Origin of the sequence: Streptomyces griseus subsp. griseus (assembly GCF_000720255.1) — a bacterium.
Lineage (GTDB): Bacteria > Actinomycetota > Actinomycetes > Streptomycetales > Streptomycetaceae > Streptomyces > Streptomyces griseus_I.
Window position 1 is genome coordinate 22,164 of record NZ_JOJE01000040.1, and the last position, 18,262, is coordinate 40,425.

Below are 18,262 nucleotides of genomic sequence, written 5' to 3' on the forward strand. Positions count from 1 at the left end.
AAGGAACCCGTCGAGTGACGACGAGCCAGGCCGCCCCCACGGAGCAGCGCACCCTCACCGATGTCGCGTTCGATCCGATCACCCGGATCGTCGGCAACCTCGGCATCTACACGAAGATCGACTTCAACGCCCGCGAGGTCGTGGAGTGCAAGAGCACCTCCTCGGTCTTCCGTGGCTACAGCGTCTTCATGAAGGGCAAGGACCCTCGCGACGCACACTTCATCACCAGCCGCATCTGCGGCATCTGCGGGGACAACCACGCCACCTGCTCGGTGTACGCGCAGAACATGGCCTACGGCATCAAGACGCCACCGGTCGGCGAGTGGATCATCAACCTCGGTGAGGCCGCCGAGTACATGTTCGACCACACGATCTTCCAGGACAACATGGTCTTCGTCGACTACTGCGAACGCATGGTCAAGGAGACCAACCCGGGCGTGTGGGAGCGGGCCGAGCGCACCCCGGCCCCGCACGCGGACCAGCACGGGTGCCGCACCATCGGCGACATCATGCGCTCGTACAACCCCTTCGAAGGGGCCACGTACAAGGAGGCGCTCGTCATGAGCCGCCTCACCCGCGAGATGATCTGCCTGATGGAGGGCCGCCACGTGCACCCCTCCACGCTCTATCCGGGCGGTGTGGGCACGATGGCCACGCCCCAGGTCTTCACCGACTACCTGGTGCGGCTCACCCGCTGCCTCGACTTCATCAAGCGGGCCGTCGCCATGAACGACGACGTCTTCGACTTCTTCTACGAGGCGCTGCCCGGCTACGAGGAGGTCGGCCGCCGACGCACGCTGCTCGGTTGCTGGGGCGCCTTCCAGGACCCCGAGATCGTCGACTACAGCTACAAGAAGATGAACGAGTGGGGCAACCGCATGTTCGTCACCCCGGGCATCGTGGTCGACAACCAGCTCGTCACCACGGACCTGGTCGACATCAACCTCGGCATGCGCATCCTGCTCGGCAGCTCCTACTACGAGGACTGGACGGGCGAGGAGACCTTCGTCGACAAGGACCCGCTGGGCAACCCGGTCGACAAGCGCCACCCCTGGAACCAGACGACCCTGCCCGCGCCGCAGAAGCGTGACCTCGACGGGGGCAACTACAGCTGGGTGATGAGCCCGCGCTGGTTCGACAAGCGCACCAACGACTTCCTCGCCCTCGACACCGGCGGCGGCCCCATCGCGCGCCTCTGGGTCACCGCCCTCGCGGGGAAGGTCAACACCCCGTTCGTGCGCTCCACCGGCCACAGCGTGCAGATCACCCTGCCGAAGACACCGTCCTCGCCCGAACGGCGGCTGGAGTGGACGCCCCCGCCGTTCCCCAACACCATCGAGCGCAACCGCGCCCGCATGTACTTCGTCGCCTACGCCGCCGGCATGGCGCTGCACTTCGTCGACCAGGCCCTCAACGAGGTCCGTTCCGGCGTCACCAAGACCTTCCAGGACTTCAAGGTGCCCAAGGACGCGATCGGCGTCGGCTTCCACGAGGCCGTACGCGGCGTCCTCAGCCACCACATGGTCATCCGGGACGGCAAGATCGCCAACTACCACCCGTACCCGCCGACCCCGTGGAACGCCAGTCCTCGCGACTTCTACGGCACCCCCGGCCCGTACGAGGACGCGGTGCAGGGCTGCCCGATCTTCGAGGAGAACGGGCCGGAGAACTTCAAGGGCATCGACATCATGCGCACCGTCCGCAGTTTCGACCCCTGCCTGCCCTGCGGCGTCCACATGTACCTCGGCGGCGGACGCACCCTCACCCAGTCCCACTCGCCGACTTTCGGCACCCTCGCGGGCTGAGGCGGCCGGCGATGACCTGGGAACCCTGGGGCGACGCGCACGCCCGCGGTCAGGTGGCGCTGGCCGAGGAGCGGCTGTCCGGTCTGGACGCCCTGCCGGACGGCCTCGCCGCCAAGCGCGCCGCGGAGACCGTCGAGACACTCGTCGGGCTCTACGGCCAAGGCCTGGGCCGGATCACCGCCCACCTGGCGGACCACCCCGACCTGCTGCGGCGGCTGGCCGACGACGAACTCGTCGGCCACCTCCTCCTCGTCCACGACCTGCACCCCGACCCGGTCGAGACCCGGCTACGGCAGGCCCTCGCCGCCCTGCCCGGCCCTCCGGAGCTGGTGGAGCTCTCCGGGACCGCCGTACGGATCCGCGTCCAAGGCGGCGGCTGCGGCTCGGCACAGACCGAGCAGGCCGTACGGGACGCGGTGGCCGCCCGGGCGCCGGAGATCGAGGACGTGGCGGTGGAGAGCGGTGCGGCGGACGGGGCGCTGATCCCCGTCGACGCGCTGTTCCGCGACCGGACGCCCGTCGGCGGAGGCGCCCGCTGATGAGCGGACTGCGACGTGTGGCCAGGCAGGCCTCCCGGACCGAGGAACAGCAGACCCGGGAGGAGCGGTGCGACCTGTGCGCCGAGCCGCTGCCGACCGGACTCCCGCACCGCCACGTCCTGCAGACCGCCACCGGCGCGGTCTCCTGCGCCTGTCGCGCCTGCGCGGTGCTGTTCGACCACGGCGCCACCACGGCCGGCGGCCACCGGCTGCTTCCGCTGGAGCGGCGCCGGCTCGACGGCTGCCGCATCGACGACGCCGCGTGGGCGGGCCTCGGCGTCCCCGTCTCCCTCGCCTTCTTCACCCGTTCGGGCGAGACATGCGAGGTCACCGCGGCCTACCCGAGTCCCCTGGGCGCACTGCGCTCCGCCGTCCCCGCGGACAGCTGGCGCGAGGTCGAGCGGTGCCACCCCGACCTGCCCGAGCACGTCACCGACGTACGGGCGCTGCTGGTGCACCGTGGCCGTGGGGCCGACGAGCACTGGCTCGTCCCGCTCGACGACTGCTACCGCCTGGTCGCCGTCGTGCGCGCACACTGGAAGGGACTGGACGGCGGCCCCGAGGTGTGGCAGCGGGTCGAGGACTTCTTCCGCGGACTGACCGAACCGACTCCACCCACCCCACCCACCCCCTTCACCACCGAGGAGGCGTCATGGGCATCACCGTAGGCAAACCCGACGTCGAGCCCGACAAGCCCGCCCACGTGGCGGGCGTACGGCGCGGCAACCACCGGGGACTGATCAAGCACCAGCCGGGACACCGCCGCAACGACCGGACAACGGCCCGCAGCTACACCGGCATCAACGCCAAGCGTCGTAATCCGGTCGACCCGGACATGCCGAACCTGCCCACCCCATGACGGGGTCCCCCGCCCTGTCCGCTCCGGCGGCGGTGGCGCCGGTCCTGGCGTTCGCCGTCACCGGAGCGCAGGAGGAACCCTTCGCGGCGCTGCCCACCCTCCGCTTCGACCTGGAGATCGCCAGGACCGGCGGCCAGCCCGTCGGCTCGGTCGCGCTGACCACCGTCGTCCGCATCGACGTCGCCCGCCGCCGCTACGGCCCCGAGGCCCACGAGGCACTCGGCGAACTGTTCGGCGCGCCCGAACAGTGGGCGACCGGCATGCGCCCCCTGACCTGGGCCCGGACCACCGTCCACGTCCCGCCCTTCGACGACCGCACGACGGTGCGCATCCCCGTCGAGTGCTCCTACGACACGGAACTGGCCGTCACCAAATACCTGCGCGCGGTCGGCGACGACGGCGACGTGCCGCTCGACTTCCTCTTCAGCGGCACCGTCTTCCACCGGACGCCCGGCGTGCCCGGGCTCGCCGCCTCCCGCATCTCCTGGTCCGACGGCGACACCCGCTACGCCCTGCCGGCCGCCCTCTGGCACTCCCTCACCGACCGCTACCACGCGGGCAGCCCCTGGCTGCGGCTGTCCCGCGACACCTACGACCGCCTCGACGCCTACCGCGTCCGAAGCGTCCTCGGTACGCCCGACGACGCCGTACGCGCCCTGCTCGACGGCGTCGCACGCCATCGCCCGGACCACCCGGACCACCCGGACCACCCGGACCACTCAGAACACTCGGACCACTCGGGGACCACCACCACATGACCCTCACCGACCTCTCGGACCACTCCGATCTCTCCGACGTCGAGAAGATCACCCGGACCTGCCTGTACGAGGGCTACCTGCTCTGGCCCTACCGCAAGTCCGCGCTGAAGAACGCCAAACGCTGGACCTTCGGCGGCGTCTTCCCCGCCGCCTGCGCCGACGTGCTCGGTGAACCGGCCACCATGACCACCCAGGTGCTCCACGAGGGACCCGCCGACGACCTCACCGTGCGCGTGCGGTTCCTCCAGGTCGTGGACCGCACCGTCGTCCAGGACGGGCAGCCCGTCGACGAGCTGACCGTGTCGGGGGAGCGGTACGTCAGCTGGCAGGAGGTCACCGAACGCGAGGTCGTGCTGACCGGTGCCCCCGCCGCCGTGACCGTCGACATCCCCGAGGGCACCGACACCGAGAAGCTGCCCGGCGACGCCGCGAGCCTGGTCCGCGGCTGGCGGCGGCTCTCCGGCACCGTCGAGGTCACGGCCGAGCCGGTCGCGGACGGCGTACGCCGGCTGACCGTGCGGATCGCGAACAGTACGCCCGCCCCGGTGCCGGACCCCGGCGACCGGCACGCTCGGGAGAGGACGGCGCCGTACGCCTTCGTCTCCACGCACACCGTGCTGCACAGCGCGGGCGGCCGCTTCGTCTCCCTCCTCGAACCGCCCGCCGACCTGCGCGACCACGCCACCGCCTGCCGCAACAAGGGCACCTGGCCGGTCCTGGTCGGCGCCGACGAGGGGGACGGACGGGCGCGCACGGTGCTCTCCTCGCCGGTCACGCTGTACGACTTCCCGAGGGTCGCCCCCGAGAGCCCGGGAGACCTGTTCGACGGGACCGAGATCGACCAGTTGCTCGTGCTGAGCGTGCTGAGCATGACGGAGGAGGAGCGGGCCGAGGCGCGGGCGAGCGACCCCCGCGCGCGCGAGATCCTCGACCGCTGCGCCGGTCTCGGCGTCGATGACCTGATGAACCTGCACGGCACCATCCGCGAGTTCCGCGCGGCCACCGGGGAGGCACGGTGAACGGCGCATCCTTCCGCCCCGGCACGCGCGTGCGGCTGAGGCCGTCCCGGCGGGCGGACATCATGGACTTGGCCCTGACCGGGAGGATCGCCGAAGTCGCCGCCGTGGAGGAGGACTTCGAGGGGCAGGTGCATGTCGCCGTCGTCCTCGAAGGGGACCCCGGCCGCGATCTCGGCGCGGCGAGCCAGATCGGCCACCGGTTCTTCTTCGCCCCCGACGAACTCGAACCGCTGCCCGGATCCGAGGGTCGGGCGCCCGCCCACCGGGTGCTCGTCGCCGGCGTCGGCAACATCTTCATGGCCGACGACGGCTTCGGCCCCGAGGCCGCCACCGCCCTCGCCGGCCGCCCGCTGCCCGACGGTGTCCACGTCGCCGACTTCGGTATCCGGGGCATGGACCTCGCCTACCGCATGCTGGACGGCTACGACACGGTCGTCCTGCTGGACGCCACCCCGCACGGCCGGCCGCCCGGCACCCTCAGCGTCATCGAGCCCGACCTCGCCACGTTGCCCGCCGAAGGTGCCCCCGAGGCCCACGCCATGGACCCCGTCAAGGTCATCGCCCTCGCCCGGCAGCTGGGTGACGGGGACCTGCCCCGTCTGCTCGTGGTCGGCTGCGAGCCCGAGGTCCGTATGAAGGGCGATGAGGTGGACGTCGTCGTCGGCCTCAGCGAACCGGTCCGCGAGGCCGTGGAGCGCTCCGTGCCCTTCGTCGAGTCGCTGCTCGCCGACATCCTCGCCGCCGCCCGAGAGGAGGTGAACCTGCCATGAAGAAAGGCATCTTCATCCCCGCCAACGTAGTGAGGGCCACCGTCGGAGCCGTCTCCGCCGCCCTGGTCCTGATCGCCCTGACGGAACTGCCCGAGGCACGCCGCTACTTCAAACTGAAGGGCATGTGATCCCCGAGAGCGGCTTCGACCTCCTCGCGGCCTGAGGACGTCGTCGAGCGAAGGCGGGCGCCGTGCCCCGCGATGGCCAGCGGGGCACGGCGCACGTGTGTCAGCCGTGGTACGTGATGTAGCCGTTGCCGTCGCGGTCGTTGGCCGACTTGGTGTAGGAGTGCACGTCGGCGCGGCTGCCGGAAGGCTTGTAGAGGTAGATCGTGTCCTTGTCGTTGTTCCATATGAAGTTGCAGTTCTGGCGGTACACGACGTTGCCCCCGTCGGAGTCCGTACCACGCCCGCCGCGCAGCTTCACGTAGTCGCCGGGCTGGAGGTAGTGGTTGGCGCCGAAGGTGAACTTGTTGCCGGCGGCGTCCTTGACGACGTAGCCCTTGAGGTTGACGGTCGCCGTGGCGGAGTAGTTCTTGATGGTCAGGAACTCGTCCCGGGTGTTGCCGCCGTCGCACCGGTTGGAGTCCCGGCCGGGTGCGTCGTACTGGACGCCCTTGATCTTCAGTGCCGACGAGTACTCGGTGGCCTGCGCCGGGGCGGCGGCGAGAGCTGCGAGCGTTCCGGCGGTGACGGCGGTGGCCACGATGTGGCGCTTACGCATGAGGAAGTCCCCCCTCGGTGGTGCGAATGGAGCGCCTGGAGCATACACATAAGATGATCGTCAGGTGATGGTGAAGTGGCGAAAACGTGAAGACTGATGGTGGTGGTGCCGTCACTTCAAACTGAAGGGGATGCGAGATGGGCGCGTCCCGGCGTTCTCAATGCGCCCCGGCGGCGCCTGCCCACGATCCCGGGCCCGGGCGCGTCCGGACAAGGCCTCCGCCCGCGTCGGAGCGCAGGTGCAAACGTTTCTGCACCGCGCACGCGCGGGGTCTCGACAGGGGCGGGGCGTAGGCGGTCGGTGCCAGCCGAACAGTCGATGCGGGCAGTAGTTTCGCGGCTTTTACATATCATCCGAGTTCTGTAAACGACCTTGTCCTCTCCTCCCGTTCTGCAGCTAGCTGGATGCCAGCCCGCTTCGTCACCCGAGTTCCCGATGAGCCCTGGGTGGGCCGACGGCCCAAGGAGGCGGGTGTGACGCCCGTATGTGAGGAGTGGTCATGAAGAAGGCTTACGAGGCACCGACGCTCGTCCGGCTCGGAACGTTCCGCAAGGAGACGGGACTCCTCGGTCGCGCCGGCAACGACCGGCTGATCCTGAGCAAGAACTGACGACCGGCGGTCCTTGACGCGACGTCATGACTGAACTGCACGCAAGTGCGGGGACGGGCCCCGGCGACGCGCACTTCGCGGTCTTCACCGACCGCGCGGACGCGGCCGCCGTGGCCCGCTCCTTCGCCCGCCCCGGAAGCCGGACCCTCACTCACGCCTCCGGCCGCCCCTGGCTCGTCGGAAGCTGGCACGACGACGAGATCGTGACCGCGAGCGCCGGCCGCACCGCCCTCGCCGTCATCGGCTGCTGCCCGGTCGACGCCGACGAACTCGGCCGCCGCGCGGCACGTTTGCGCGACCTCACGGAACTAGACGCGCTGGCCCGCTCCCTGCCCGGCAGCTTCCACCTCGTCGCCACCCACGAGGGACGCGTCCGGGCCCAGGGCACGGCCTCCGGCCTGCGGCTGGTCTTCCACGCGCAGATCGACGGCGTACGCGTCACCGCCTCCCGCGCCGACACGCTCGCCGCCGCCCTGGGCGCCGACCCCGACCCGCAGGAACTGGCCGTCCGCCTGCTGTGGCCCGCCCCCCACCCGCTCTACGAGACCTCGCTCTGGCGCGAGGTCACCGCCGTGCCCCCGCAGGACGCCGTGATCGTGGCGGCCGACGGACGCACCGCACGGCACACCCGCTGGTGGACGCCCCCGGAACCGCGTGAGCCACTGGCCACGGCGGCCCCCGTGATCCGTACCGCGCTCGAACGGGCCGTCGGCGCGCGCACCCGGCAAGGTGGTGTGATCAGCTGCGACCTGTCCGGAGGACTGGACTCCACCTCCATCTGCTTCCTGGCCGACCGCTCTCCGGCCCACGTGGTCGCGAGCACCTGGCCCGGACGGGACCCCGCCGACACCGACCTGTACTGGGCCGAACAGGCGGCACGGCACCTTCCGGACATCGAGCACGTGATCTGGGACGCCGACGCCTCCCCCTTGGTCTACGAGGACCTGCTCGGCATCGACGACCTCATCGACGAGCCCACCATCGGCGTCATGGACCGCTCCCGCGTCCTGCACCACCTGCCGGCCCTCGCCGAACGCGGCAGCCGACTGCACCTGACGGGCATCGGCGGCGACCATGTGGCCTGGTGCTCCGAGGCGTACTACCACCGGCTGCTGCGCACCCGCCCACTGTTCGCCCTGCGGCAGCTGCGCGGCTTCCGGGCCCTATGGCAGTGGCCGCTGGGCGGCACCGCCCGCGCGCTCGCCGACTCCCGGCCCTACGGGAGGTGGCTCGCGGACGCCGCCGACCATCTGCGCGCCCCCGCGCCCGCCTCCGTCGCCACCGGCCTCGGCTGGGGCATGGCCCCGCGGCTGTTCGGCTGGGTGACCCCCGACGCCGAGCGCGCGGCCCGCCCGGCGCTCCTGAACGCCGCGGCGACCGCCGCACCCCTGCACCCGGACCGCGGACTGCACAGCGACCTCGAACAGATCCGTTCCTGCACCCGCGTCATCCGGCAGTGGGACCGCATGGCCGCCCTCACTGGGCTGCCCATGGCCTCACCCTTCCTCGACGACCGCGTCATCGAGGCGTGCCTCGCCGTACGGCCGGAGGACCGCGTCACTCCCTGGCGGTACAAGCCCGTCCTGAGCGCCGCGATGCGCGGCATCGTCCCCGAGGCCTGTCTGCGGCGCACCAACAAGGCCGCGGCCTCCATGGACGCCGCCAACGGGCTGCGCGAGCACCGCGCCGACCTGTTGGCCCTCTGGGAGGACTCCCGGCTGGCCGCACTGGGCCTGGTCGACGCCGCCGAACTGCGCCGCCTCGCCCTGCGGCCGGCCTCCCGAGGACTCTCCGACGCCATCCTCTACTCCACCATCGCCGCGGAGGTGTGGCTGCGCGCGCTCGACCGCCGCCGCACCCGCGTCCCCCACCCCTGACCCCACCACCCGTCAGAAAGGCGGCCCCATGCCCCTGCGGTTCGGCGCCGACGTCTCCACGGCCGAGACCGACTACGGCACAGTCCTGCTAGACCAACGGTCCGGCGCCTACTGGGAGTTGAACCCGACCGCCACTCTCGTGGTACGGACCCTGCTCGACGGCGGTGAGGAGGCGGACGCGGCCGCCGCGCTGGTCCGCGAGTTCGACATCGACCGCGCCCAGGCCCTGCGGGACGTCGAGACGCTCGTAGGTCAGCTGCGCGGTTCGGGGCTCGCCTCATGACCACCCCCAGCGCGCTGGAGCGCCCCACCGACGTGCCGCTGCCCCGGCGGATCGCCGCCCTCCTCGTCCTGCCGGCCGCAACCGTCCTGGCCTTCCTGCCGCCCCGGCACATCCGTGCCGTCCTCGGCGTCCTGCGTCGCGGCGCCGTGCCCGCCACCCCCGCCGAGGCCCAGCGCGCGCGGGACGCCCTGTGCGCCGCCAGCCTGCGCTGCGCCGGGCCGAAGGGGTGCCTGCCGCGTTCCCTGGGCGCGGCACTGCTGTGCCGGCTCGGCGGAACCTGGCCGACGTGGTGCGCCGGCGTGCGCGTCGTCCCGCCGTTCACCGCGCACGCTTGGATCGAGGCCGCGGGCGGCCCCGTCGGCGAGGGCGTGCCGGAAGGCTACTTCGCCCGACTGGTGGCCGTGCCCCCGCGGTCCCGGCCGACGGACCGATGACCGGCACCCCGACGCCGACCGCCGAGCCCGACAGGTCGACCCGCGCCGCGGTGGCCACGCTGTACCGGCTCACCGCCGGACACCGGGCCGCCGTGGCCGTCGCCACGGTACTGACCCTGGCCGGCTCCGCCCTCGGGCTGGCCCAGCCGCTCGTCGCCAAGCACCTCGTCGACGCCGGTGGCCGCGGGCAGATCGCCTGGCCCCTGCTCGCCCTCCTCGGCGCCCTGTTCGTCACCGAGGCGGCGACCGGATCCGCCGGGCGCTTCGTCCTGGAGCGCATGGGGGAGGGCGTCGTACGACAACTCCGCCACGCACTGGTGGCACGACTGCTCCGGCTGGAGATGCGGGAGTACGACCGGCACCGCGCCGGCGACCTCGTCTCCCGTGTCACCGCCGACACCATCCTGCTGCGCGAGGTCGTCTCGCAGGCCCTCGTCGACCTCGTGACCGGCAGCCTGGTCGCCGCCGGAGCCATCGTCCTCATGGCGTGGCTCGACCCGCTGCTGCTGCTCCTGGTCGCCCTCACCGTGGCCGCCGCGGCTGTCGTCGTCGCCTCCCTGCTCACCGGCATCCGACGGGCGTCCGAGCACATGCAGGACTCGGTCGGGGCCATCGCCGCCGACCTGGAACGCGCCCTCGGCGCGCTGCCCATGGTGCGGGTGCACCGCGCCGAGGACCGCGAGGCGGCCCGTATCGGGTCACGCGTCGACGCGGCCTACGGCGCGGGCGTCCGCACCGCGAAGCTCGCCTCCGTGATGAGCCCCGCCGTCGAACTCGCCGTCCAGGGCTCCTTCCTCGTCGTCCTGGTCATCGGCGGCCTGCGCGTCGGCGGCCACACCGGCTCCCTCGGCGACCTCGTCGCCTTCCTGCTGTACGCCTCGTACCTCGTCCTGCCGCTGTCCTCCGTCTTCCGCGCCGCGAGCCTCGTCCAGCGGGGGATGGGCGCCCACCAGCGCATCGACGAGGCGCTGCGGCTTCCCGTGGAGCCCGTCGCCCCGCCCGTCCCGCGGGCCCGCGAGGCGCCGGTGGCGAAGAGGGTGTCGGTCTCCGCCCCACCCGCCCTCGAACTGCGCGACGTCCGCTTCGGCCACCACCCGGGCCGGCCGGTCCTGCGCGGGGTCTCCCTCACCGTCGCGCAGCGCCGCCAGGTCGCGCTGGTCGGCCGCTCGGGCGCCGGGAAGAGCACGCTCTTCGCGCTCGTGGCCCGGTTCTACGAGCCGGATGCGGGAACCCTGCTCTTCGACGGCCTGCCCGCCACCGAACTCGGCCGGGACGCATGCCGACGGCGCATCGCCGTCGTCGACCAGAACACCCACGTGGTCCACGGCACCCTCCGCGACAACATCGCCTACGCCGTGCCCGACGCCACGGACGCGGAGGTCCGCCGGGTCGTCGAACTGGCCCGACTCGACGAGGTCGTCGCCCGGCTGCCCGACGGGCTGCACTCCTTCGTCGGCGAGCGCGGCGGCACCCTCTCGGGCGGCGAACGCCAACGCGTCGCCCTGGCCCGGGCCTTGCTGGCCCGCCCCTCACTCCTCCTGCTGGACGAGCCCACCTCCCACCTCGACGCCATCAACGAGTCGGCGCTCACCACGGTCATGAAGGACGTCGCCGAGGAGTGCGCCGTGCTGGTCGTCGCCCATCGCCTGTCCACCGTGCAGCACGCCGACCGGATCGTCGTCCTGCACGACGGTCGCGTCACCGCGTGCGGCCGCCATGAGGAACTGCTGGTCGACAGCCCCCTGTACCGGGAACTGGCCGCGAGCCAGATGCTGAAACACGGCAGCCGGCCCGACTGAGCACGGGCGTCGCCCCGTCACCCCCCAGGGTGCCCGGGCAGCAGCGCCAGCGGTGACCGGGCGGCGTCCGGCCACCGCTTCAGGATCGCCTCCTCCACGTACGGCACGGCCCGCTGCCCCGCCAGCGCCAGGGCGATCGCCGCGGCCACGCCGGCCCACGCGAGGGGGCCCAGCGGCGTGCAGCCGAACATGTGGCTGGCCGCCGGTGTCTGCACCAGCGCGACCAGCGCCGCGGCCGACCCCAGGGACGTGACCTGCACCAAGGGGCTGCCACGGCGGTCGGCCAGCGTCTGGGCGAGCTGGGTGCCGACCACGGCGCACAGCGCCATCGTCGTCGAACGCCGGGCCGTACCCGGAGTGAAGCGACCGAACAGCCAGGCCGCCGTCGCGCCCAGACACGTCGTCAGCGCACGGTGCCGGATCTGACGGATCAGCGGCTCACCGAGAACGGCCGTACCCAGCGGCTCGTCCGTGCCGCCCGCCCCGGCTTCCTCACCGTCCACCCCCTCCTTCGGCGTCACCGCCACCGCCATCGCCGGGAACAGGTCCGTGAACAGGTTCACCAGCAGCATCTGACGCGTGGACAGGGGAGCGCGGCCCGACAAAATCGTGCCGACGATGCCGAAGCCGACCTCGCCCGCGTTGCCGCCGATCAGGATGGCGATCGCGTCGGCGACGCTGTGCCACAGGGAGCGGCCCTCGCGCACCGCCTCGACGAGCACCAGCAGGTCCTCGCCGGTGACGACGAGGTCGGCGGCGTTGCGGGCGGCCGCCGAACCCCGCGCGTTGATGCCCACGCCGATGTCGGCGGCCCGGATGGCCGCCGCGTCGTTGGCGCCGTCACCGACCATGCCGACCACCCGGCCCGCGTCCCGCATCGACTCCACCACCTGGAGCTTCTGCTCGGGTGCCACTCGGGCCACGATGTCCGCGTCGCGCAGCATCCTCGACCGCGCCGACCGGTCCGCCGCCGCCAGCTCGTCGCCGGTGACCACCGTCGTGTCCTGCGGCCACCCCAGGTCGGCGGCGATCGCGCGGGCGGTCTGCGGATGGTCGCCGGTCAGCACCACCGGCCGTACCCCCGCCTCACGCAGCCCGCGCACCAGCGCCGGGGACGTCTCGCGAGCCACGTCGGCCAACGCCAGCAGACCGGCGAACTCCAATCGGTCCAGGGGCTCTTGGAGTACGTCCTGGGCCACCTCGTCCGCCGCCAGCGGGCGCCGGGCCACCGCCAGGACGCGCAGTCCGTCGCCGGCCAGCGCGTGAGCCGACTCGGAGGCGTGGGACGGCAGGCCGGCGCACGCCGGCAGCACCGTCTCGGGCGCGCCCTTGACCACGAGCACGGGCGAGCCGTCCCCGGCCCGGCCGACCGCGGCGGCGTACCCGCGGGAGGTCTCGAACGGCAGTCCCTCGTCCTGCGTCCAGTCCGGGTCGGCCCCGGCCGCGTCCAGGACCGCCTCGTCGGTGGCGTGCGTCGGCCGCGCGCCGTCGCCGTTCAGACGCGGACAGGCGCGCGCGGCGGCCCGTACGACGTCCGCGACCTCGGACTCGCCCGTCCTGTGGACCGTGCCGTCCACGGCGGCGACCCGGACCAGACGCAGCCGGTTCTCGGTGAGGGTTCCCGTCTTGTCGAAGCAGATGGTGTCCATCCGGCCCAGCGCCTCCAGCGTGCGCGGGGTACGCACCAGAACGCCGCGACGGCCGAGCCGACGCGCGGCCGCCAGCTGCGCCACCGTCGCCACCAGCGGCAGCCCCTCCGGCACGGCGGCCACCGCCACCGCCACACCACCACTGACCGCTTCCCGCACGGGCGTCCCGCGCAGCAGCGAAAGACCGGTCACCGCGGCACCGCCCGCCAGGGTCAACGGCAGCGCCTTGCGGGTGAGTTCCTGCAACCTGGCCTGAACCCCCGCGGCCGACGGCGTCCGCGCGGCGAGGGAGACCGCCCGGGCCGCCTCGGTGCGCTCACCGGTGTCCACGACGACGGCCTGGGCACGCCCCGCCACCACGGTCGTGCCCTCGAACACCATGCAGTGACGCTCGGCCACGGGCGCCGAAGGGGCCGGGGAAGTGGACTTGTCCACCGGCAGCGACTCACCGGTCAGCGCCGACTCGTCCACCTCCAGACCGTCCTCCCACAGCAGCCGCGCGTCCGCCGGTACGACATCGTCGGCCTTGAGCTCGATGACGTGGCCCGGCTCCAGCTTGGCCGCGTCCACGACGTGCGCCTCGGCCGCCGCCTCCTGCGATTCCTCTTCGGCGACCCGGGCCTTCTGCTTCTGCTGGGCGAGCAGCCCGGCCAGCGCCCGCTCCGCCCGCAGCCGCTGCACGCCCCCGACCAGCGCGTTCAGATCGAGCGCGCCGACCACCAGCAGCGCGTCCACGACGGACCCGAGGATCGCCTCGGCGGCCGAGCCGACCGCCAGGACCGGAGTGAGGGGATCGTCCAACTCGCCGCGCACCGCTCGCGCCAGGCCCACCGCCCAGCGCGCCGGGGCCAGCGCGGACACCTCGCCCGCCCGTTCGGCCACCCCGCGCATCCGGGCGCCCGCCCTCTCCAGCGCGCTCGGCTCGGGTTCGTGCTCGTGCTCCCTCGCCAGTCGCTCGCGTACGTCCTGCGGGTCCAGCGCGTGCCACGCCACCCGCGGCCGGGGGTGCGGGGCGCGGGCCCCGGCGACCCCCAGGGCCGCGCGCACCCCGGACAACAGAGCCGTCGCCGCGCTCGCGTCGACCGGCGCGTGCCGCAGCCCGGGCAGTGACGTACGACGGCCCCGTCCGGACTCGCCCACGGCCACCAGCAGCCCGGACAGCGCGGCGCCGGACCGCGCCAGCACCTGTGAACGGCGCCCCACCGTGCGGGCCGCCGGCACCGCCCGCAACAGCCGCCACACATCGGCCAGACCGTGCGGGGCGAGGACGTCCGCGCCCCAGGCCACCGCACTGTCGCCGTCCGTCAGAGCGATGGCCACGTCACCGCTGAGCAGCCCGGCCAGCACCTCCGGGGGATCGCCCGGCGCCGGACGCACCACAGTGACGACGCCACCGTCCTCCTCGCGCAGCTCACGCACCACGTCGCCCAACGGCCGCCCGGCGCCGACGACCTGGTCGGCCAGCCCGGTGAAGTCGGCCAGCGCCGGATCCTCCACCATGACCACCCGCAACCCGGCCCGCCGCGCCGCGTCCAGGACGGACTCGGCCCACGGATCGGCCCCCGCACCCGGCGTGCGCAACGCGCTCGGATCCAGCACGACCGTCCCGGCCATCTCCAGCTGCCGCAGCCGGTCGGGATCACGCACCAGCACACCCGTCCGCGACAACGCCCCGCTCAGTACGGCGTGGAAGGCGGCCGGCCCGTACCGTGCCGCCTTCGGCGAACCCGAGAGCACCGCCTCGGCGGCCTCGGCCACATCGTGCTTGACGAGCAACGCGGCCACCGCTCCCAGCACACTGCCGGCCGAGGCGTGCGCGGCGTACTGCTGGGCCGGGGAGGTGCGCAGCGGCGGCCGCACCGACCGGCCCCCGGGCAGGCTGTCCCGGCCCGGCGCGCACAGCTCGTCGTGCACCACCTCGAAGGCGGCGCCCCGCGCCACGGCCTCCGCCAGCTGGCAGGCGCGCAACGTCCCGTCCAGCACCAGCGAGGTCGGACTCTGACCCGCGCCGTGCACGGCCGCGTTGGCCACGGCCAGCGCCACGTCCATACGGGCGTTGCCGAGCCGGCCGCGCAGCCAGCCCCGGAACGCCGGGTTCTCGCGCAGCATCGTCGACACCGCCGTGACCAGCCGCGGCGAGGGCGGCAGACGTAGCGCCGACGCGGTCACCGCGGCGCCCACACCCACCACGTCGGCGGCGAGCGCCGTGGCCACGGTACGAACGGAGGTGGGGTCACCCGGATGATCGAAGTCCTCCACGGGGTCGTCCGAAGGCACCAGCCCGTGCCGTTCGGCGAGCTCGGTGGCCCGCTCCACCACGTCGTCGCCCACCGCGTCCTCGACCGCGGTCACCACCAGCCGGGACAGCCCGCGGTCCCAGTACGCCACCGCCACGTCCGGGTGCTCGGCCAGCGACTCCGCGACCCGGCGCGCCACCTCCTCCATCCCGCCGGCCCGGTGCACCTCCTCCGCCACCAGCGGCCGCAACGCGAGGTGCGCCCGCGTACCGGCCCGCCAGTGCGGGGTCTTGCCGGGCAGCGCCGCACGGGCGACCCGGGCCGCACGCGCGGCGAAGTCCGCACCACGTACACCGGCCCGCGCGGTCGCGGCGGCCGCCCCCGCGGCGGCGCCCACCGCGGGCGCCGAGCCGCGCGCGAGCAGCCGTGGCCCGGCCAGGACGGCCGCGGTCACGGCACCCGAGGAACGCGTCAGAAGTCCGCCCATCGCCTGTGATCAGCCTGCCTTTCCCGTGCGTGTCGTCGAACCGCCGGCCCCGCCGGCCGGAGGTGCCTTCCGCTGCCCCCGGGCCGTGGTGCCACCGGCGGGGGCGGTGGCACCGGTGCCCTCGCCGCCGGCCTGGAGGGCCGTGGTGTCCGCGGCCTGGGACGCGGCGTCGCGGTGGGCACTCGTGGGGCCGCCACCCACCGGACCGGTCCCTTCGGCTCCGGGACGGCCCGCGTCGTCCACGGGGCCGGTCCCTCCGTCCACGGGTCCGGTTCCCGAGGCTCCTTCGATGCCCGCGGTGCTCGCGGCACCCGCGGCGGGACCGGCGTCCTCGGACGCTCCGACCGCCTCGGCGCCCCGTCCCGCCTCGACCGGCGGCTGCTTCTGCTGGGAGCGCGGCCGCGTTAGCCACGCCACCGCTGCCCCGGTGACGGCGACCGGCCACTCCACGACGCCGGTGACGCCCAGCACCCCGGCCCCGGTGTAGACCGCCATCCGCCGCCCGCGCGGCGACACGGCGCCGATCCTGTCCAACGTTCCAGCGGTCGCTCTGCTCACCATCCCGGAGCCCGGCACCTTCTGCAGCGTCCAGGCCGCCGCACGGAGCGGCTGCGGGAGGCGTTCCTGCGCCGACTTCTGCTCAGCCATGACTGTCCTCGCCTCTGCGAATCTCACTCTTGCGGAACACCCGAGTTCCCGCACTTCGGAGGCTCATCCCGACGTCGCGCGGGCGGGATGGGGAGAGATGGTGACGGCGCGTGTCAGCGCTCCATGGCGGCGCGGTGCCGCGCCCACGCCTCCTCACGCAGGTCCGTCCGCAGCAGTACGTCCGTCGCGGTGCAGGCCAGTGCCTCGGTCGCCGCCGACAGCACCTGGGAGGAACCATGGATCACTCGCGGGTACCCGTGCTGGAGGCGCTGCAGGAGTTCCGGCGCCGGGGAGACGTGGCCTACGGGTCCGCCCGGACACAAGCAGGGCCGGGGCGTGGATCCGCGCGTGGCGGAGATCGTCGGACTCGACGTGTTCCGCTCGGACGTTCTGTCCCTCAACGGCCTGGACGACCGGCGGCAGTCCCAGGGCGTGCTCAGTCGGGCCCAGGACCTCATGGCGGACGCGGTCGGCGCCGACCAGGCGTTCTTCTCCACCTGCGGCAGTTCCCTGTCGGTGAAGACCGCGATGCTGGCCGTCGCCGGCCCCGGCGAGAAGCTGCTGCTGTCCCGTAACGCGCACAAGGCCGTGATCGCGGCCGTCGTCGTCAACGGCGTGGAGCCGATCTGGGTCCACCCCACCTTCGACACCGAGCGGCACATCGCCCACCCGCCCGAGCCCGACGACGTACGCCGGCGGCCTCGAGGAACACCCGGACGCCAAGGGCATGCTGCTGATCACCCCCACGGACTGGGGGACGTGCGCCGACACCAGGGGCGTCGCCCGGGTGTGCCACGAGTTCGACGTCCCCCTCATCGTCGACGAGGCGTGGGGCGCCCATCTGCCCTTCCACCCCGCGCTGCCCGCCTGGGGATGGACGCCGAGGCGGACCTGGTGGTCACCAGCGTGCACAAGATGGGCGGCGCGATCGAGCAGAGCTCCGTTTTCCACCTCCAGTACGACCGGGTGTCCCCGGAGGCCCTCAAACAGCGGGAGGACCTGCTCGGCACCACCAGCGCATCGTCCCTGGTGTACGCCACCCTCGACGGCTGGCGCCGCCAGATGGTCGAACACAGGCACGACCTCCTGGACACCGTCCTGCACCGCGCGGAACGCGTCCGCAGGACGGCCGCCGACCTGCCCGGCCTGCGGCCCCATGGGCCGAGAGGTCGTCGACGAGGGACTCGCCGCCGCCTTCGACCCGCTGAAGATCGTGATCGACGTACGGCAGCTGGGCATCAGCGGCATGCAGGCGGCCGAGTGGCTGCGCGCCCAGCGCCACGTGGACGTCGGTGGCTCCGACACCTGCCGCATCAGCGCCTCGATCACCTACGCCGACGACGACGAGACCGAGAAGGTCCTGATGGACGCCCTGCACGCCCTCGTCGAAGGCGCCGCCTCCATCGAACGGCAGTCGCCGGTACGGCTGCCCGAGCCCTCCGCCCTGGAGCTGGAACAGGCCATGCTGCCCCGCGAGGCGTTCTTCGCCGAGGTGGAACACGTGCCCGCGGAGCGGGCCGCGGGGCGGATCTCCGCGGAGATGGTCAGCCCGTACCCGCCGGGCGTGCCCGTCATCGCCCCGGGAGAGGTGATCACCGACGACGTCCTCGACTACCTGCGCAGCGGCGTCGACCACGGCGTCCTGATCCCGGACGCGGCCGACCTCGACGTCCGGACGCTGCGCGTGGTGGCGGGACGATGAGGCCGCACGCTTCCCCTGCCTGAGCCGGGCCCCGCTCGAGGACCGATTGTCAGTGCCGGATGC

17 protein-coding genes and 1 pseudogene are annotated in these 18,262 nt (G+C 73.2%); 14 read left to right on the forward strand and 4 right to left on the reverse strand.

Features of this window, described 5'->3' with window-relative positions; all coding sequences use genetic code 11:
• The first annotated feature begins 14 nt into the window (after window positions 1-14).
• Genes IG99_RS35540 through IG99_RS51490 form a run of 8 tightly spaced genes read left to right on the forward strand, consistent with a single transcriptional unit; the run spans window position 15 to window position 5,878 of the window.
• The gene (locus IG99_RS35540) at window positions 15-1,805 is read left to right on the forward strand and encodes a nickel-dependent hydrogenase large subunit (RefSeq protein WP_037681620.1); all 1,791 of its coding nucleotides are present in this window, start codon (window positions 15-17) and stop codon (window positions 1,803-1,805) included.
• A gap of 11 nt (window positions 1,806-1,816) precedes the next feature.
• A complete protein-coding gene (locus IG99_RS35545) occupies window positions 1,817-2,344 on the forward strand; it encodes a hypothetical protein (protein WP_051866273.1) in 528 nt (175 codons plus the stop codon).
• Window positions 2,344-3,012, forward strand: coding sequence for a DUF5947 family protein (locus IG99_RS35550; RefSeq protein WP_063768369.1), 669 nt, complete (start codon window positions 2,344-2,346; stop codon window positions 3,010-3,012). Before IG99_RS35545 ends, IG99_RS35550 begins: the two co-directional genes overlap by 1 nt.
• The gene (locus IG99_RS35555) at window positions 2,997-3,203 is read left to right on the forward strand and encodes a hypothetical protein (RefSeq protein WP_037681622.1); all 207 of its coding nucleotides are present in this window, start codon (window positions 2,997-2,999) and stop codon (window positions 3,201-3,203) included. The genes IG99_RS35550 and IG99_RS35555 overlap by 16 nt, the downstream gene beginning before the upstream one ends.
• On the forward strand, window positions 3,200-3,961 hold the full coding sequence (locus tag IG99_RS35560) for a DUF6084 family protein (RefSeq protein WP_051866275.1): 762 nt from the start codon (window positions 3,200-3,202) through the stop codon (window positions 3,959-3,961). The genes IG99_RS35555 and IG99_RS35560 overlap by 4 nt, the downstream gene beginning before the upstream one ends.
• Window positions 3,958-4,980, forward strand: coding sequence for a hypothetical protein (locus IG99_RS35565; protein WP_037681624.1), 1,023 nt, complete (start codon window positions 3,958-3,960; stop codon window positions 4,978-4,980). Before IG99_RS35560 ends, IG99_RS35565 begins: the two co-directional genes overlap by 4 nt.
• Window positions 4,977-5,750, forward strand: coding sequence for a hydrogenase maturation protease (locus tag IG99_RS46495; RefSeq protein WP_037681626.1), 774 nt, complete (start codon window positions 4,977-4,979; stop codon window positions 5,748-5,750). The genes IG99_RS35565 and IG99_RS46495 overlap by 4 nt, the downstream gene beginning before the upstream one ends.
• Window positions 5,747-5,878: a hypothetical protein gene (locus tag IG99_RS51490; RefSeq protein WP_267882585.1), complete on the forward strand. Its 132-nt coding sequence runs from the start codon at window positions 5,747-5,749 to the stop codon at window positions 5,876-5,878. The genes IG99_RS46495 and IG99_RS51490 overlap by 4 nt, the downstream gene beginning before the upstream one ends.
• 100 nt (window positions 5,879-5,978) lie before the next feature.
• Here the strand turns inward: IG99_RS51490 and IG99_RS35575 are convergent, their stop codons facing one another.
• Window positions 5,979-6,473 (reverse strand): lamin tail domain-containing protein, encoded by a 495-nt coding sequence (locus tag IG99_RS35575; protein WP_037681628.1) that lies wholly within the window; start codon window positions 6,471-6,473, stop codon window positions 5,979-5,981.
• 499 nt (window positions 6,474-6,972) lie between these two features.
• Here IG99_RS35575 and IG99_RS48130 point away from each other — a divergent pair, with 499 nt between their 5' ends.
• From IG99_RS48130 to IG99_RS35595, 5 genes are read left to right on the forward strand one after another with little or no spacing between them, the layout of a single operon-like run.
• On the forward strand, window positions 6,973-7,083 hold the full coding sequence (locus IG99_RS48130) for a keywimysin-related RiPP (RefSeq protein ID WP_107056101.1): 111 nt from the start codon (window positions 6,973-6,975) through the stop codon (window positions 7,081-7,083).
• Between the two features lie 26 nt (window positions 7,084-7,109).
• Window positions 7,110-8,960: a lasso peptide isopeptide bond-forming cyclase gene (locus IG99_RS35580; protein WP_037681630.1), complete on the forward strand. Its 1,851-nt coding sequence runs from the start codon at window positions 7,110-7,112 to the stop codon at window positions 8,958-8,960.
• 28 nt (window positions 8,961-8,988) lie between these two features.
• A complete protein-coding gene (locus IG99_RS35585; protein WP_037681632.1) occupies window positions 8,989-9,243 on the forward strand; it encodes a lasso peptide biosynthesis PqqD family chaperone in 255 nt (84 codons plus the stop codon).
• Window positions 9,240-9,677 carry a lasso peptide biosynthesis B2 protein gene (locus tag IG99_RS35590; protein WP_037681635.1) on the forward strand — a complete coding sequence of 146 codons (438 nt, stop codon included), beginning with the start codon at window positions 9,240-9,242 and terminating at the stop codon, window positions 9,675-9,677. The genes IG99_RS35585 and IG99_RS35590 overlap by 4 nt, the downstream gene beginning before the upstream one ends.
• Complete coding sequence (locus IG99_RS35595; RefSeq protein WP_037681637.1) at window positions 9,674-11,476, forward strand: ABC transporter ATP-binding protein; 1,803 nt, start codon at window positions 9,674-9,676, stop codon at window positions 11,474-11,476. The genes IG99_RS35590 and IG99_RS35595 overlap by 4 nt, the downstream gene beginning before the upstream one ends.
• A 17-nt stretch (window positions 11,477-11,493) precedes the next feature.
• Here the strand turns inward: IG99_RS35595 and IG99_RS35600 are convergent, their stop codons facing one another.
• The 3 genes from IG99_RS35600 to IG99_RS51770 form a co-directional block, all read right to left on the reverse strand.
• Window positions 11,494-15,849 carry a cation-translocating P-type ATPase gene (locus tag IG99_RS35600; protein ID WP_037681639.1) on the reverse strand — a complete coding sequence of 1,452 codons (4,356 nt, stop codon included), beginning with the start codon at window positions 15,847-15,849 and terminating at the stop codon, window positions 11,494-11,496.
• A gap of 9 nt (window positions 15,850-15,858) precedes the next feature.
• Window positions 15,859-16,497, reverse strand: a complete 639-nt coding sequence (locus IG99_RS50795) for a hypothetical protein (protein WP_051866276.1) — start codon at window positions 16,495-16,497, stop codon at window positions 15,859-15,861.
• Window positions 16,498-16,610: 113 nt separating this feature from the next.
• Window positions 16,611-16,742 (reverse strand): hypothetical protein, encoded by a 132-nt coding sequence (locus IG99_RS51770; protein WP_324606158.1) that lies wholly within the window; start codon window positions 16,740-16,742, stop codon window positions 16,611-16,613.
• Between IG99_RS51770 and IG99_RS51775 the strand changes: the two are divergent.
• Window positions 16,734-18,199 (forward strand): annotated as a pseudogene (locus IG99_RS51775) (aminotransferase class I/II-fold pyridoxal phosphate-dependent enzyme). The gene IG99_RS51770 and the pseudogene IG99_RS51775 overlap by 9 nt on opposite strands.
• The last annotated feature ends 63 nt before the right edge of the window (window positions 18,200-18,262 follow it).